At 38.4% G+C, this 15,830-nt stretch carries 16 protein-coding genes and 2 tRNA genes; 8 read left to right on the forward strand and 10 right to left on the reverse strand.

Going from position 1 to position 15,830, the window contains the following annotated elements:
* Positions 1-7 precede the first annotated feature (7 nt).
* Genes IX38_RS01490 through IX38_RS01500 form a run of 3 tightly spaced genes read right to left on the reverse strand, consistent with a single transcriptional unit; the run spans position 8 to position 3,022 of the window.
* Positions 8-1,090, reverse strand: a complete 1,083-nt coding sequence (locus IX38_RS01490; protein WP_034701079.1) for a mannose-1-phosphate guanylyltransferase — start codon at positions 1,088-1,090, stop codon at positions 8-10.
* Complete coding sequence (locus IX38_RS01495) at positions 1,084-1,683, reverse strand: SprT-like domain-containing protein (protein ID WP_034701080.1); 600 nt, start codon at positions 1,681-1,683, stop codon at positions 1,084-1,086. The genes IX38_RS01490 and IX38_RS01495 overlap by 7 nt, the downstream gene beginning before the upstream one ends.
* A 1-nt stretch (position 1,684) precedes the next feature.
* A complete protein-coding gene (locus IX38_RS01500; protein ID WP_034701081.1) occupies positions 1,685-3,022 on the reverse strand; it encodes a TolC family protein in 1,338 nt (445 codons plus the stop codon).
* A gap of 98 nt (positions 3,023-3,120) precedes the next feature.
* Here IX38_RS01500 and IX38_RS01505 point away from each other — a divergent pair, with 98 nt between their 5' ends.
* From IX38_RS01505 to IX38_RS01520, 4 genes are all read left to right on the forward strand, one after another.
* On the forward strand, positions 3,121-4,365 hold the full coding sequence (locus IX38_RS01505) for a bifunctional folylpolyglutamate synthase/dihydrofolate synthase (protein ID WP_034701082.1): 1,245 nt from the start codon (positions 3,121-3,123) through the stop codon (positions 4,363-4,365).
* 42 nt (positions 4,366-4,407) lie between these two features.
* Positions 4,408-4,482, forward strand: a tRNA-Val gene (locus IX38_RS01510).
* A gap of 35 nt (positions 4,483-4,517) precedes the next feature.
* Positions 4,518-4,592 (forward strand) — tRNA-Val (locus tag IX38_RS01515).
* Between the two features lie 92 nt (positions 4,593-4,684).
* Positions 4,685-5,833: a hypothetical protein gene (locus tag IX38_RS01520; protein WP_034701083.1), complete on the forward strand. Its 1,149-nt coding sequence runs from the start codon at positions 4,685-4,687 to the stop codon at positions 5,831-5,833.
* Here the strand turns inward: IX38_RS01520 and IX38_RS01525 are convergent.
* The 4 genes from IX38_RS01525 to IX38_RS22250 are packed head-to-tail and all read right to left on the reverse strand — an operon-like array spanning position 5,796 to position 8,555.
* Complete coding sequence (locus IX38_RS01525) at positions 5,796-6,767, reverse strand: glycosyltransferase family 9 protein (protein WP_034701084.1); 972 nt, start codon at positions 6,765-6,767, stop codon at positions 5,796-5,798. The genes IX38_RS01520 and IX38_RS01525 overlap by 38 nt on opposite strands.
* Before the next feature lie 2 nt (positions 6,768-6,769).
* On the reverse strand, positions 6,770-7,189 hold the full coding sequence (locus IX38_RS01530) for a SufE family protein (protein ID WP_034701085.1): 420 nt from the start codon (positions 7,187-7,189) through the stop codon (positions 6,770-6,772).
* A 47-nt stretch (positions 7,190-7,236) separates the two neighbouring features.
* Positions 7,237-8,331 carry a glycosyltransferase gene (locus IX38_RS01535; protein WP_034701086.1) on the reverse strand — a complete coding sequence of 365 codons (1,095 nt, stop codon included), beginning with the start codon at positions 8,329-8,331 and terminating at the stop codon, positions 7,237-7,239.
* A complete protein-coding gene (locus IX38_RS22250) occupies positions 8,331-8,555 on the reverse strand; it encodes a uroporphyrinogen decarboxylase (RefSeq protein WP_084680149.1) in 225 nt (74 codons plus the stop codon). Before IX38_RS22250 ends, IX38_RS01535 begins: the two co-directional genes overlap by 1 nt.
* A gap of 152 nt (positions 8,556-8,707) precedes the next feature.
* On the opposite strand from IX38_RS22250, the gene IX38_RS01540 reads away from it, so the two are divergent.
* Positions 8,708-11,242, forward strand: a complete 2,535-nt coding sequence (locus IX38_RS01540) for an ATP-dependent Clp protease ATP-binding subunit (protein WP_034701645.1) — start codon at positions 8,708-8,710, stop codon at positions 11,240-11,242.
* A gap of 258 nt (positions 11,243-11,500) precedes the next feature.
* Here the strand turns inward: IX38_RS01540 and IX38_RS01545 are convergent, their stop codons facing one another.
* Positions 11,501-12,028 carry a hypothetical protein gene (locus IX38_RS01545; protein WP_034701087.1) on the reverse strand — a complete coding sequence of 176 codons (528 nt, stop codon included), beginning with the start codon at positions 12,026-12,028 and terminating at the stop codon, positions 11,501-11,503.
* Positions 12,029-12,145: 117 nt separating this feature from the next.
* Between IX38_RS01545 and mnmA the strand changes: the two genes are divergently transcribed.
* Together mnmA and IX38_RS01555 are read left to right on the forward strand one after the other, a co-directional pair.
* Positions 12,146-13,333, forward strand: coding sequence for a tRNA 2-thiouridine(34) synthase MnmA (gene mnmA / locus IX38_RS01550; RefSeq protein ID WP_034701088.1), 1,188 nt, complete (start codon positions 12,146-12,148; stop codon positions 13,331-13,333).
* A gap of 78 nt (positions 13,334-13,411) precedes the next feature.
* Positions 13,412-13,618 (forward strand): hypothetical protein, encoded by a 207-nt coding sequence (locus IX38_RS01555; RefSeq protein ID WP_034701089.1) that lies wholly within the window; start codon positions 13,412-13,414, stop codon positions 13,616-13,618.
* A 72-nt stretch (positions 13,619-13,690) separates the two neighbouring features.
* On the opposite strand, the gene IX38_RS01560 is transcribed toward IX38_RS01555, so the two are convergent.
* Positions 13,691-14,044, reverse strand: a complete 354-nt coding sequence (locus IX38_RS01560; protein ID WP_034701090.1) for a hypothetical protein — start codon at positions 14,042-14,044, stop codon at positions 13,691-13,693.
* A gap of 15 nt (positions 14,045-14,059) precedes the next feature.
* Positions 14,060-14,818 carry a glycine-rich domain-containing protein gene (locus IX38_RS22550; protein ID WP_034701091.1) on the reverse strand — a complete coding sequence of 253 codons (759 nt, stop codon included), beginning with the start codon at positions 14,816-14,818 and terminating at the stop codon, positions 14,060-14,062.
* A 114-nt stretch (positions 14,819-14,932) separates the two neighbouring features.
* Here IX38_RS22550 and IX38_RS01570 point away from each other — a divergent pair, with 114 nt between their 5' ends.
* A complete protein-coding gene (locus IX38_RS01570) occupies positions 14,933-15,829 on the forward strand; it encodes a hypothetical protein (RefSeq protein ID WP_034701092.1) in 897 nt (298 codons plus the stop codon).
* Position 15,830: the final 1 nt, after the last annotated feature.

A 15,830-nucleotide genomic window follows, 5' to 3' on the forward strand; every position in this document is an offset into this window, starting at 1 on the left:
CCAAATTTTACATGAATTTATCTCCTTTCTTAAAACTTTTCAGGTCAAGAACGTAGTCTTTGATCAGCTGATCATTGTCTCTGAGACATATCAGCAGTGCTTTATCCGTATCCACCACAATAAAATTTTCAAGACCGTCGATGATCACAGCTTTATTGTTGTTTTTCAGGCGAATAATGTTTCCTTTGGAATTATAATTCAGGAAATGCTTTAGCTTTACTGCGTTTCCGTCCTTATCCTTATCTGTATTTTCGTATACGGAGGTCCATGTTCCCAGGTCACTCCATCCAAGATCCGAGGGAATAACATATACATTTTTTGCTTTTTCCAGGATCCCGTTGTCAATAGAAATCTTCTGAACCTTCGGGTAAATGGTCTCTATACAGCCGTCCTCTCTATCAGAATTATACTCACAGGCCATGAAATGCTGCATCATCTCGGGAAGATACAGTTCAAATGCATGATGAATGCTTTTCACATTCCAGATGAATATTCCGGCATTCCACAGGAAATCCCCGCTTTCTAAAAAGCTTTGGGCGATTTCAAGAATAGGTTTTTCTGTAAATGTTTTTACTTTAAAATAATCCGAGCCCTTCTTTTCTACAAACTGTATGTATCCGTACCCTGTATCAGGCCTTGTAGGTGTAATGCCAAGAGTTACCAGATATTCATGTTTTGCAGCAAGGTCAAAAGCAAGCTCTACTTTTTCCAGAAATACATCTTCTTTTAAGATCAAATGATCTGCCGGAAGCACGACCATCGTTGCATCAGGATTAATTTCAGCAATTTTGTTGGCCATGTACAGATTACAGGCCGCCGTATTTTTCATCAGTGGTTCACCCACAATATTGTCTTCAGGAATTTCCGGAAGCTGCTGATGGGAAAGCGCAACATATTCTTTATTCGTGATCACGAATATCTGTTCTTTAGGAATGATGCGGCTGATTCTGTCATAAGTCTGCTGAATCATGGTGCGCCCGGTTCCCAAAATATCCTGAAACTGTTTTGGAAATTTCTGTGTACTCATTGGCCAGAACCGGCTGCCGATTCCTCCCGCCATGATGACACAGTATCTATCTGATTTTAACATTCTTGACTACATTTTTCAACCCTGGCCAGAGGCTTGAAAGAATACTTCCTTCCTGTAGCCAGATTCTTACAAAGATAGTTTTTTTTAATCAGACCTTCTAATAAATACTTTTCGTTCCGGTATATAAAAAGTTCTCCTTTTTGAAGCTCTTCAATGAAAAGCAGCCTATCATCCTGTTTTTCAGTATGAAAATATCTTACCAGATCCGGGCTGGCCATAAAATTGGCTTTTGGGGATTTTGAAAATCTCACGATAATGGGCCTCAGATCTTCTTCATACACTTCAAGGCTTTCAAGAAGCATGTTTCTAAAGGTTTCTTTCCATTCATTGCCATGAGGTGATATTCTCCGTCCATATTTTTCAAAAGCGATCAAATGAGCCAGCTCATGGGTAAGGACAAAGAAAAAAAGCGGCGGCGTCAACGTTGAATTGACGGTTATTTCATGTGAATTATCCAGAAGTTTTCTATAATCTCCCAGCTTAGAATTTCTGCTGCGTGTGACTTTTATATGAATAAAATAATCCGCAAACCAAATCCTTAAGTATTTATGGGTATTTTGGGGTAAATATTTTTCTAATGACTTGATGGACATTTTACAAACTTAATGGAATTCCGGAGTAGAAATTCAGCAGCTTAAGGCTGAAAAGGTAATTATATTTTGCCTGTGCAACTGATCCCTGTGCATTTGCATAATTATTTCTGGCCACGTTGACGTCATAAATCGTAGATCTTCCGGCCGCATAGCTTTTATCCGCAAATTCTAAAGCCAGCTTAGTGCTTTTCTCAGTTTCTACCGCCGAAAGGAAAGTTTCGTAATTGGCATCTACATCAAACTGGGCCTTCTGTACATTTTGTCTTACAGTGTTTTTCTGCTGCTCAAGCGTATTTTTAGCAATACTCTGATTAATTTTAGACTGTTCCACCTGAAGTCTTGTAATTCCCTTGTTGAAAATAGGAACATTCAGGGAAAGTCCTATATTCTGTCCGAAATTATCCTTATACTGCTGGAAAAAAGAAGGATCAATAACAGGGTTCCCAAACTGGTCGTAGTTTTTACTTAACATATTATTATAGAACGAAGAAACACCGGCATTCGCAGTGAGTGTTGGCCAAAACCCAGTCTTGGTTATCTCCGTCTGTGCTTCAGCAGACCGGATTCTGCTTTCGGCAGCTTTTATCTGTGGTTGGTTTTCATAGGCGGTAGTAAGCACGTCATCCACAGACTTAAGCTGGGACGGCAGTGTATCAGAAACAGTTACCTCTTCCACATCAAAGCCTTTATATTCGGGAAGCTGTAAAAGCTGAACGATGGCAAACAAAGCTCTTCCTACATTTATTTCCGCAGTTTTAAGATTCTGCTTTTCTCTTGCTAAGGCTGCTTCTGCCTCTGCCAGGATAGTTTGTGCAGTTGTTCCTACCTGGGTTGTTATTTTGGCTCTGTCATATTGTTTTTGGGCATTTTCTACCGCACTCTGGGAGATTTTAACAATTTCCTTGTTCAGGAGAACAGTAAGATACTGCTGTGCAATCTGTAGAGAAATATCATTTTTAATGGTTTCTATATCGTATTGGCTGGCTTCTACATCAAACTGTATTTTTCTGATATTTTTCTCTAATCTGCCATTATTGTAAAGCAGAACATCCGCTCCCAGGTTTGCGCTGTTGTTGAACCTGTCATTCCTGATACTTCCCGTACCCAATGGAAGCTGCCCGAAACCCACTGAATTGGACATTCCTGCGGATACAGAAGGCAGGTATTCTTTTTTAGCCATTTTAAGGTTAGAATCCTGGATCTGCTTAGAATATTGATTTTGGATAACCTGAAGATTATGCTCCACAGCATAGTCTACACATTCTCTTAAGGACCATTTCTTCTGGGCGCTTAGTCCCAGACAACTTAATCCAAAGACGATAATCCAAACTTTTTTCATATTAATAATTTTCAATATTAGACGAGCCAAATATAAAAAAGTTACAGTTTAAAAAAATTATTGTTTCATTTTAATAAAACTTTTGAGAATTTTGTATCATGACAACCGAACAATATCAGGAATCTGTCGACTGGCTTTTCGTACAGGCTCCCAACTACCAGACCGACGGACTGAAAGCCTATAAACCCGGATTAGACAACATTACAAAGCTTTGTGCTTTTTTTGGAAATCCGCAGGAAAAGATACGGTGCATCCATATCGGAGGTACGAACGGCAAAGGATCTTCCAGCAATATGCTGGCTTCTGTTCTGCAGGAAGCGGGATATAAAGTGGGTTTATACAATTCTCCACACCTTATCGACTTCACGGAACGCATTAAAGTAAACGGCAAAAACTGCAATAAAGAATTTGTTTATCATTTTATCCAAAAACTTAAAACCCTTCCCGAAGATATCCTCCCTTCTTTTTTTGAATTCACAACGATCATGGCTTTTGAGTATTTTTACCGGCAACAGGTAGATTTTGCCATTATTGAAGTGGGGCTTGGCGGAAGGCTGGATTCCACAAATATTATCAAACCCCTGGCAGCTGCTATTACAAATGTACAGCTGGATCACCAGAATATTTTAGGAAACACCATTGAAGAAATTGCTGCAGAAAAAGCGGGAATCATCAAGCCAAATACACCGGTTATTTCAGGAGAGGAAACCGATACAGTGAAAAATATCATCAGAGAAAAAGCTGACCGGGAAAAAGCGCCGTTTATTGATGCTACGATGGTACAGACAGACCGGGTCTCTGATCTTAAAGGAAATTATCAGAAGAAAAACATCCGTGTTGTTCTTGCTTTGATAGAAGAATTAAAAAAATTAAACATTTCTGTTTCTAAAGAAAATATTGAGAAAGGGCTGTTGCATGTACACCAAAACACAGGTTTTATAGGCCGCTGGTTTGAATTTTCAAAAGATCCCCTCACGATCTGCGATACGGGACACAACCAGGCAGGACTGGAGTATGTATTTTCTCAGTTGAACTCCATTGATAAACATAAACACGTCATTTTGGGGTTCGTGAATGATAAAAACATAGATGAAGTAATGGCTCTTCTTCCTGAAAATTCAGAATTTTATTTTGCCAAACCATCCATCAACAGGGGAAGACATCCCGAAGACTATGAAAATCTTCTGCTGGAGGCAAAAATTTCTTATAAAATTTTCGATTCGGTACAGGAAGCGTATCTTTCTGCAAAAGAGCAATGTACAAAAGAAGAAATGATTTTCATCGGCGGAAGTAATTTTGTTGTGGGAGAATTTTTAGAAAAAAATTTGGAGATTTCTGAATAAGTCGTATATTTGCACCACTCTAAACGAGGAAAACAAGTATAGGGGCTCTTAGCTCAGTTGGTTCAGAGCATCTGGTTTACACCCAGAGGGTCGGGGGTTCGAATCCCTCAGGGCCCACACAAAGGTAACTGAAGCCTTTCAAAAAAAATTCAGGGCTCTTAGCTCAGTTGGTTCAGAGCATCTGGTTTACACCCAGAGGGTCGGGGGTTCGAATCCCTCAGGGCCCACAAAATCTCTCAATGTATTGGGAGATTTTTTTTGTTAAAAACATTCGGGATATTCTTACCTTTGTGATCTCACAGCCTTAAATACACTGTTTTTGAAGGAACTTCATCTTATATCGTTCAATTATCCTTATCCTCCCTCTTATGGCGGTATTATTGATGTTTATTATAAGATTAAAGCCTTGTCAGACATTGGTATAAAGATCCATCTCCATTGTTTTGTAGACAGCATTCCGGAAACAGTTGATCATGAGATTAAAAGCATTACGGCAAACATTTTCTTCTACAAAAAGAAGAAAAACCCGTTCTACTATTTTTCAGCCGTTCCTTTTGCAGCCGCTATAAGAACTTCTGATGTACTCTTTGAAAATCTGATGAGCATAGAAGCTCCAATACTGTTTGAAGGCCTGCAAACGACTGAAATTATCCGCAGATTAAAAAACAAAGACTACAAACTCTATCTCAGATTTCACAACAACGAAGCAGAATATTATAAAGGTCTTTCTTCTTCAGAAAAAAATATCTTCAAAAAGATCATTTACAGGATAGAATCTGTAAAATTTGCAGGCTATCAGAAAAAGCTTTTAAAGGAATTTGAAAGTGTATTCTGTCTTTCTGAAAAAGAACTGAATGATGTGAATTCATATTCAAAAAATGCCCGGCTTATCCATATTTTTCATGGCAATGAGTCTGTAAAGCATTTGAACGGAAAGGGTGATTATTTTCTTTTCCATGGTGATTTGAGTATTTCTGACAATAAAAAAGCCCTGGAAGAAACCATCAGTATGTTTAAAACTCTTCCCAGCCACAGGCTTGTAGTGGCTTCCGACCGCGCCGGTGACGATTTAAAAAAGAAAATTAACAATATCAGAAACATAAGCCTTGTTCCCATTGAAACAGACAAGAATCTTCGCCAGCTTTTTGAAAATGCCCACGCTAATATCCTTCTCTCTTATCAGAATTCCGGCACGAAGGTGAAACTGTTTAATGCGCTGTATAACAGCAGGTTTGTTATTATTAATGAAAATATCACAGACGATTCTGCTCTGACGGGTTTATGCCGTTTGGGATTTACTTCGGATGAAATCCGCCAAAGGATCATTGAAACAGCAGCTGAAGATTATAATGAAAACGAGATCAGAAGTAAAGTGCTGGAAGAGAACTATTCTGATGATGCTAAAGCTGAAGAGATGAGTAAGGTCATTTTTAAGAGTTGGCCGCTTTTACTATTTTCTGGATATTAAGCTCTTCAAGACATGCCCAGTCGCCACGGTAACATTCTTTATCTCCAAAAACAGAGCAGGGTCTGCAGGTAAGATCAGTAACCTGAACCACATCATTTTCGCTCTGTCCGAAGCCCAGAAATCCCGCATAAGGATGTGTTGAACCCCAAATGGAGATACATCTGGTCCCCATAAGGCTTGCAAGGTGCATATTGGCTGAATCCATAGAAATCATCAGTTCCAGTTCAGAGATTTTCTCAAGCTCTTCTGAAAGGGTTAATTTTCCTGAAAGACTTTTTGTATTCGGGATCTCATTTTCCCATTTTTCAAGGGTTTCCGTTTCTTTTTTCCCGCCGCCAAAGAAATACACAGTATTCCTTTGGGCCAAAATTTTAGCCAGTTCGTAGGACTTTTCCAGAGGAAGCATTTTCCCTTTATGCTGAGCAAAAGGAGCCAGCCCTATTCCTGATTTTTGTCCCACCGCCGGCCTGAGCTTATGAGAAAGCTCTACATTAAAGCCCATCTCACGGAAAACATCTGCATACCGCTCAACGGTTTTTCTTAACTGAACTTTATTCAGATTCCATACATCCGTAAGCTCCTCCTTCTCTTCTTTTCCCTTATTTATTTTAAAAACCTTAAATCCTTTCCTTCTATAAATCCTGTCCAGGATTTTGGTTCTTATCACATCATGAAGGTTGGCTATAAAATCAGGATTAAATTCTCCCGCCAGTTCGTTCGCCAGTCTTCTTAGCCCAAAGATGCCTTTATATTCATCAAGATTAATTCCTTTAAACGTAACATTCGGAATATCAGAAAATAAGCTTTCAAAGTTTTTTCTGGAAACCATGATGATTTCCACATCAGGGTTCTGTTCCAGAAACTCCCGAAATACAGGCGCCGTCATCGCGACATCGCCAAAAGCAGAAAAACGATATGCTAGAATTCTGGTCACGGCTACGATTTTAGCTGATAGGCAACTGCGTAAAATTTGATCTGTTTGGTCATTGCCATTAAACCGTTTGCCCTGGAAGGCGAAAGAAATTCCTGAAGTCCGATTTCTGAAATAAACTCAAAATCAGAATCTAAGATTTCCTGGGTAGAATGACCGCTGTAAATACTTACCAAAAGAGAAACAATCCCTTTTGGAAGAATTCCGTCTGAGTCTGCATCGAAAAAAAGTTTACCATCTCTGAATTCGGCATCGATCCACACCTTACTCTGACAGCCTTTGATTAAATTATCATCCGTTTTGCGGTCTTCAGGGAGTCCTTTCAGTTCTTTTCCAAGATCAATAATATATTCATATTTCTGTTCCCAGTCATCAAGAAACGCAAACTCGTCGATTATTTCCTGCTGTTTTTCTTTAATGGTCATTTTTTAAACAAATTTTAATGCAAAGATATCATTTTTATAAAGATTATTTATTCTGATGCTTTTTCAAAAACGTTCAGCAGTTTTATTTCTTCATTTTCCCAACAGAATACTTTAGAAGCCTTTTCAAGTTCATTCTGATAGCTTTCTCTTCCTTTATCGAGAATTTTACGTACTGCAGATGCGATACTTTGAGGCTGGTGGTCTTCAATAATCTCTCCCACATCAAACTGTTTTCTGATATTCTGCATTTCGGGAAGATTGGCCAGCACTAAAGGGACACGGGACTGAATACAGTCTAAAACTTTGTTCGGAAGTGAGTAAAAATAACTTTCTCCCCCATTTTCTTCGATGCTCATGCCCACATCCGCAGTTACCGTTATCTTCCTTAAATCGTCAGGTTTTAATTTTCCTAAAAACCGGACTTTATGTTCCAGTTTCTCTTTGGTAACGAGATCTTCATATTCTTTTTTTCTCGGGCCGTCTCCTGCGATTTTAAAAATCACACCCTCCAGATGATGCATAGCCAGAATAGCTTTGTCAATACCTCGAAAAGGATTAATCGATCCCTGATATAAAAATATTTTAGGATTATTCTCAGGAATTTCCATTGTGAAATCCATTCTTCTGGGCGCATTCTGAATGACGACGGGATCAACTCCGTATTTTTTTTGGAACCATTTCGCATAGCTTCCGCTGGCGGTAATCATGAATGTAAGTTGGGGAATGACCTGTTTTTCAAGATATCTCCAAATTTTTTGTGACATTTTGCCCTGAATTGCAGGCATTTCTGAAAAAATTTCATGACTGTCAAAAACCAGAGGAATATTTAATTTTTTAGCAACAAGGTAATTGGGCAACAAGGAGTCAACATCATTGGCATGAAGAATAGTATGATGATCTGCTTTTTTCTTTAATTGATGGTACAGTTTCCAGTTAAATTCAAAATAAGCCGTTTTTAAACTTCCGGAATTCAGATGTATCCTGGAAAACGGATAAGGCCTTTCCATATCTTCCGCCCCATTCCAGTCATTCCCTATCAGCTCTATCTGGTATCCGTTTTCATGCAGAGTCCGGCATACCTTTTCTATACGCTGGTCTGTATACAGGTTACTGAAGGCAGAAGTAATTATTTTTTTCTTCATTACTTTTTCTTTCCGGCCAACAAATGATACACCTGGATAAAGCAGATCAGCCCATTTGGAATAATAACAGGCCAGAGCATTCCATTAAAGATACCATAAATGACAAAGCAGATACAGCCTATCATATTGACTATTCTAATTTTTCTTACATCTTTCAATATGAAGCTCAGTACTATGAAAATTGATGCAGAATAACCGATATAAGTAGTAATTTCGGGATTCATGGAGCGTTTTTAAGGGATAACAAACTTAATCATTTTCAATAAGATATTAAAATTTTTTCTGCCATAAAGTCATTAATTGGTTTTTGGTAAAATATTTGTAATTTAGATAATGAATAAATGGCAATGTTGCTATTATTCTAATGAGATATATTATGGATTATAAGTTTTCACAAGGTTTGAGCCAGGTGTTCAAACAAAGCAAAAGCGAAGCTAAACGGCTGAAAAGTGAATTTCTTAATACAGAACATCTACTTTTAGGTATTATAAAAACAGAAAACTCTGCAAAAGAAATCCTTCAAAACCTTAATGCGGATTTAACACAAATCAGAAGAAAAATTGAAACTTTAAATACAGCAAGTCTTAATCCTATTTCTGAGGAGGTTACTAATATTTCTTTCACTAAGATGGCAGATCATGCGATCAAACGTGCTGAGCTGGAATGCAGACAGTATAAAAGCAATGAAATTAATACCGTTCATCTGCTTTTAGGCATTCTTTATAAATATGAGGACCCTACTTCGAATATCCTGGGAGCTTACGACATCGATTATGAAGGAGTTTCAAAAGAATATCAGACAATGCTTAAAAATTCCGGCCAGGCTCCGCAAATGAGTGCGTATGACGATGACGATGACAGAGAGGAATTTGAGCAGATGAGAAAGCCTTCGGGAAATTTAGGCTCTGCAAAAAGTAAAACACCTACACTGGATAACTTTGGTAGAGATTTGACTTCTTTGGCAAGAGACGGGAAATTAGACCCTGTAATCGGCCGTGAGAAGGAAATTGAAAGAGTTTCTCAGATTTTGTCACGAAGAAAGAAAAACAACCCTCTTCTTATCGGTGAGCCTGGAGTTGGTAAATCTGCGATTGCAGAAGGACTGGCATTAAGAATTCAGCAGAAGAAAGTTTCCAGAGTTCTTTACGGAAAACGTGTCATTACTTTGGATCTGGCGAGTTTAGTTGCCGGAACGAAATACCGTGGCCAGTTTGAGGAAAGAATGAAGGCGATCATGACAGAACTGGAAAAAAACAGGGATGTCATCTTATTCATTGATGAGCTTCACACCATTGTTGGTGCTGGAAGTTCTACAGGAAGTTTAGATGCATCCAATATGTTTAAACCAGCTTTGGCGAGGGGCGAAATTCAATGCATCGGGGCAACCACCCTGGATGAGTACCGTCAATATATTGAAAAAGACGGCGCTTTGGAAAGAAGATTCCAGAAAGTAATGGTGGAACCTACCAATATTGAGGAAACCATTCAGATCCTGAATCAGATTAAAGATAAGTACGAGGAACATCATAATGTAGTATATACTCCGGAAGCAATTCTGGCGTGTGTCAATCTGACATCAAGATATATTACAGACCGTTTCTTACCCGATAAGGCTATTGATGCCATGGATGAAGCAGGTTCCCGTGTTTATATCAAAAACATGAAAGTTCCTACTGAGATCATTGATTTTGAAAAGAAAATCGAGGATATTAAGGAAATGAAGCAGAAAGCCGTAAAAGCCCAGGATTACCTTGAAGCCAGAAAGCTTAAAGATGAAGAGGAACGTCTTCAGATGGAACTGAACGTGGCTCAGGAAAAATGGGACAAAGATGTAAAAGAGAAAAAAGAAACCGTAACCGAGGAAAATGTAGCAGAAGTGGTTTCTATGATGAGTGGTGTTCCGGTAACGAAAGTAGGTAAAAATGAGCTTGATAAATTAGCTCAGATGGATGAGAAACTGAACGGAAAAGTAATCGGTCAGGAGGATGCTGTGAAGAAAGTTGTAAAGGCAATTCAGAGAAACAGAGCCGGGCTTAAAGACCCTAACCGTCCTATCGGTACGTTTATCTTCCTTGGTACTACCGGGGTTGGTAAAACCGAGCTTGCCAAAGTAATGGCAAGAGAACTTTTTGAATCTGATGAATCTCTGATCCGGATCGACATGAGTGAATACATGGAAAAATTTGCGGTTTCAAGATTGGTTGGAGCGCCTCCGGGATACGTAGGATACGAAGAGGGCGGACAGTTAACTGAAGCGGTAAGAAGAAAGCCTTATGCTGTGGTTCTCCTGGATGAGATTGAAAAAGCTCACCCGGATGTATTCAATATTCTGTTGCAGATCCTGGATGAAGGCCATGTTACAGATAGTTTAGGAAGAAAAATCGACTTTAGAAATACGATCATTATCCTGACTTCAAATATCGGTACAAGAGATCTTAAAGATTTCGGAGACGGTGTAGGATTCGGAACTTCAGCTAAAAAGACAGGTTCAGACACAAGAGCGAGAAGCACGATTGAAAATGCTCTTAAGAAAGCATTTGCTCCGGAATTCTTAAACAGAATTGATGACATTGTGATCTTCAACTCTCTTGTACAGGATGATATTAAAAGAATTATCGATATCGAACTGAACAAGCTTTATGGCAGACTTGAAAAATTAGGCTATAAAGTGGAATTAACTGATGAAGCGAAAGACTTTATTTCTGAAAAAGGATGGGATAAAGACTTTGGAGCAAGACCGTTGAAACGTGCGATCCAGAAATATATTGAAGATTTATTGGCAGAAATGCTGGTAAACAAGCAATTGAATGAAGGAGAAACGGTGATCCTGGATCTTAATGATGCAAAGGATGCACTTATCGGGAAAGCTTCTAAAACAAAGAAAACGACTGAAAAGTCTTCTCAATCTTAATCGAGTAATGTAATTATACTGAAAAGCACCGGAAAAATCCGGTGCTTTTTGTTTTTAGGTATGTTTTGGCTAAAGCCCGTTTCTATTGATATTAAATTATGATGGTTTTATTTTTTAAGTCTCTCAGGTTTACAACATGCGTTGATGCTATTTTACTTTATTTAAAATTTAACTTAAAACATTATATATAAACAGGTTACACAACCCTAATACAGATAAGCATTAATGATTTTCCGTTGATTTATTAGAGATAAAAAATTAAAGCCCCACTACAAAGCCGATATTCGGCACAAGACCGCTTGAAAATATACTCGAATTCTCTTTCCACAGTACATTATACATTACCCCCAGCTGCATAAAAGAGTTGCTCCCTATCCTCTGCATATAGCCGCCGCCCAGATATAAAGCAGTTTCCTGATCATTCACTTTATAGTTATAAAATTTGTCTTTATAATTGATGAAATAATGCTGAAGATTGGCCCCTACATAAAAGGATCTTGCAAAATAATAATTGGCGAAAGGACCCACTCCAAACATTGTTGAACGGTAATAATCTGAAGTCTGCCAGGAAACACTTCCAACTACCCCACCTTCCAAATCTTCTGTAAGTTTGTAACCGACTCTCGGAGAGGCCTGTAAATAAAACGAACTCTGGCTTCCGAAACCTACTCCGATTCCGCCACCGAAAGTCCAGCGATTGTTATTTTCCGGTGAAGCACCGATTGAAACCTGAGAAAACATGGATCCCGAAATCATTATAAATAAAGGAATAATAAAATTTTTCATAGTAATATCGTTTTTATCAATGTTTAAAATTATGGTTTTTTTTCGAATTTTTTTAGTCGTATTTTTGCCGGGTCAAACTAAGAACTCCCGTTAAGAGTTTCGTAAAATTGAAATAAAATGAAAGTAGTAGTAGGATTATCTGGAGGTGTAGATTCCAGTGTTACAGCGTATTTATTGCAACAACAGGGTCATGAAGTGGTCGCTTTGTTTATGAGAAACTGGAATGATGCTTCGGTAACGCTTGAGGATGAATGCCCGTGGATTGAAGACAGTAATGATGCCCTGATGGTAGCCCAGAAGCTGGGAATTCCTTTTCAGGTCATTGATATGAGCGAGCTTTACAAAGAGCGTATCGTAGATTATATGTTTGATGAATATCAGAAAGGAAGAACTCCGAATCCTGATGTTTTATGCAACAGAGAGGTTAAATTTGATGTTTTCATGAAGACAGCGATGTCTTTAGGGGCTGATAAAGTAGCTACGGGACATTATGCCCAGGTTACTTCGACTTTTGATGAAAACGGAAAGGAAATATTCCATCTTTTAGCTGGAAAAGATAACAATAAAGACCAGTCTTATTTTCTGTGCCAGCTGAGCCAGAACCAGTTGTCCAAAGCATTGTTCCCTATCGGTGAGCTTACCAAGCCCCAGGTAAGGGAAATTGCTAAAGAGATCGGACTTGTAACTGCCGACAAAAAGGATTCGCAGGGGCTGTGCTTTATCGGAAAAGTAAGTCTTCCCCAGTTTTTGCAGCAGCAGCTGGTTCCTAAAGAAGGCGAAATTGTAGAAATTTTCAAAGATTCACCTTTATTTTCAGAAGAAAAGCCAGAATTTTCTTCGAAAGAGGAAGAACTGGAATTTTTATCCCGGAAAATCAATTATAAAAAATCCGACGGAAAAGTGATCGGAAAGCATCAGGGCGCCCAGTTTTTCACGATCGGGCAAAGCAAAGGCCTTGGCATCGGCGGCCATAAAGAAAGCTGTTTTATCATCTCCAGAGACATGGAAAACAACATTATTTTTGTAGGTGAAGGCCACAGCTCTCCGGGACTGCACAAAAAAGCATTAAAAATTGATAATTCTGAAGTACACTGGGTTCGTGAGGATATGAAGCTGGAAACAGGAGGATCTATGGAAGTAATGGCAAGATTCAGATACAGACAGTCTTTGCAGAAAGCAGTACTTTATCAGTTTGAGAATGCAGCTTATATTGAATTTGAAGAGCCTCAGTCAGCAATTGCGGAAGGCCAGTTTGCAGCATGGTATATGGGTGAAGAGCTGATTGGAAGCGGAGTTATTGCATAAAAGAATTTTTCTTAAATTTTCTGTAACGAATTTTGAATTGTTAGACTTACTGAGTAAATAACAATAAAAAATATCACTATGAAAACGACTTCAAAAAACCGGTATGCTTTTGTCAATCTTCTTTTAATCCCTGTTGTAAGTGCCGTTTTTGGGTATAATCTTTATCAGATGATTGTACATACGGAAGCTTCAAATATTGCTGCCACACTTATTTTAGCAGTGATCACTTCTGTAATGGTGCGCAGATACGGTTACAAACCGGCAAAAGAAAAACAAGACAATTAAATGATCTTAATGATACTTATAAATCCCGAAGCATTTTTGTTTCGGGTTTCTTTTTATTGATGTATTGAAATTTTATTGCCTGATTTTATGCTTGAATTCAGTGGATATAAAAATCATATTAATAATGATTTCCGCCACAAGGATGCTGAATAAAATTCCCACCGGTCGGTCTAAACTCAGTCCACGGAATAATTTAACAACCCCCAGGAGAAAAATAAAGATCATAAAGTAAAAAGAAATCTTTGAAACATTCTCTCTGAAAAATCTTAAACAGAAAGCAGAGAGATAAAACCCTATGGTCAGGGTGAAATAGAATTGCAAAAATTCCGGTCCTCTTAAAATAATGGGATTCAATGTATGACAGAATACGGCAAGTCCTGTAAAGCTTACCAATAACGGTATTGAGTGAATGATTATCTTTTTCATAGCCCTGTATTTTGTTTATCCTCCACATCCTCCTCCGCAACCACCACAACCTCCGCCGCAGCCTCCGCTACATCCACCACCTCCTCCATCACCACCACAGCTGGAAGCACTACCACCATCGCCACCTCCTTCTATACTTCGGTCATCCTTCTTTTTACCGGCGATATTTTCGCTGTTCCCCTGAAATGCGCCGACAATATGAAAGAAAATGAAAAAGCCAATGATCGGTAATGCCGCTAATGTTAATGATCCTAAAACTTCGCCCAAACAGGATGACAGCATAAAAAGAGTAATCAATAAAGGAATGATTCTCAATCTTTTCAGCCAAATTGTCCTGCTGCCGGCTTTCTCTTTCCCGTACCAGATATCCCTTGGGGCTTCCTGCTGAAAGATCTCCTGATAACTTTTCAAGGTATCCGAGAACCATTTCCTGTGTTTTTCTTTTTCTACAAAGCCTCCTTTTGAAAGATGGTGATGCAGCTTCCTTTGTAAAATCCGGGGACAGAATTCTTCCCAGTAATTCTCGGTGTAAATAAGATGCATATGCCAGACTTTATCCACGGTTTCGCTTGGTGAAGCACCGTTTGGAAGAATACAGCAGAGATAAACGAACTTCTTATATTCTTCTATTGCTTTTTTAGTGAATTCTAAGGTCCAGTTTTCTTCTTTGGCCAGTTTTTTTGAAAAAGGAAAATCCACATTGGGAGCGTCCGGCGAAAACTTCTGAAGTCTGTTCCAGAGAGCATCGTTCTGTAATGAGATTTTTGTTTCCATTGTTTTAACTTTTATTTTCTACTCAAATATGAATTGATTGTAAAATATAAAAGTCTTTCAACGGTCTTTTTATATCGTAAATAAACCTTAAATTAGTCTTGTAAATAATAACTGATGAAAAAAGAAGATATCGTTCATCTTGAAAAATTAATGAACTTCCTGAGTCTGCATTTTTTAAAGAAAAATCATTGGGAAGATGTTACGAAAACCGAATGGTCGTATATCGTTGCGGAACTTAATGATTTAATCATCGCTGACGGTGCAGACAAAGGCATAAAAAAAGAGCCGGAACTCCTAGGCTCCCATTACCTGTATGAACATTTGATAATCAATAAACTAAAGAAATATTACCAGAACGAAAATGCGGTTTTAAGCAAACCCAATCTGGCAAAACTGAGTTCGATCGTAAAGGTTTTAGGATATTCAAATTACATTGATTTTATTAATTCAAATACGGAAGCATTCAATTTTAATGATCTGAGAATTGATATGAACAATGCAAAGCAGAACACGTTGCTTCTGGACTGTCTAACCGGCTGCTGGTATTCTTACAACAGAAATCTTCCGGAAAATATCCTGCAGGCCAAAGACGACCGGATATGGCGTTCTGCAATGGAAATCTACAAGTCTGAGACCACCGGCGAATATTTCATCGAACGAAGCGGCGGCGATCATCATAAATATTTCGGAAAGGTGACGGCTTATTCGGATTACGTATTTATCATTATGAACAGCAATACGTTCATCCGCCAGAGACATTTTATCTCAAGGATAAAAGATATCAAGGAAAAGCTTAAAAATCCAGAATATAAGCTCCATGAGTTGCATTTTATAAGTACATGTATCAGTTTTAACCAGGAGCCTATTGCCCTGTTCGAGATATTTCAGAAAGCGGACAGGAAGACTTTTATTTCCGATTCTATCAGCTTCCCGATCAACAGCGATGAAATTCCTCAATCTATTATCAAACAGCTTGAAGATACTGAATCCAACAGGATAGATTACAGGTAGG

It is taken from the genome of Chryseobacterium luteum, assembly GCF_000737785.1.
GTDB classification, from domain to species: domain Bacteria; phylum Bacteroidota; class Bacteroidia; order Flavobacteriales; family Weeksellaceae; genus Chryseobacterium; species Chryseobacterium luteum.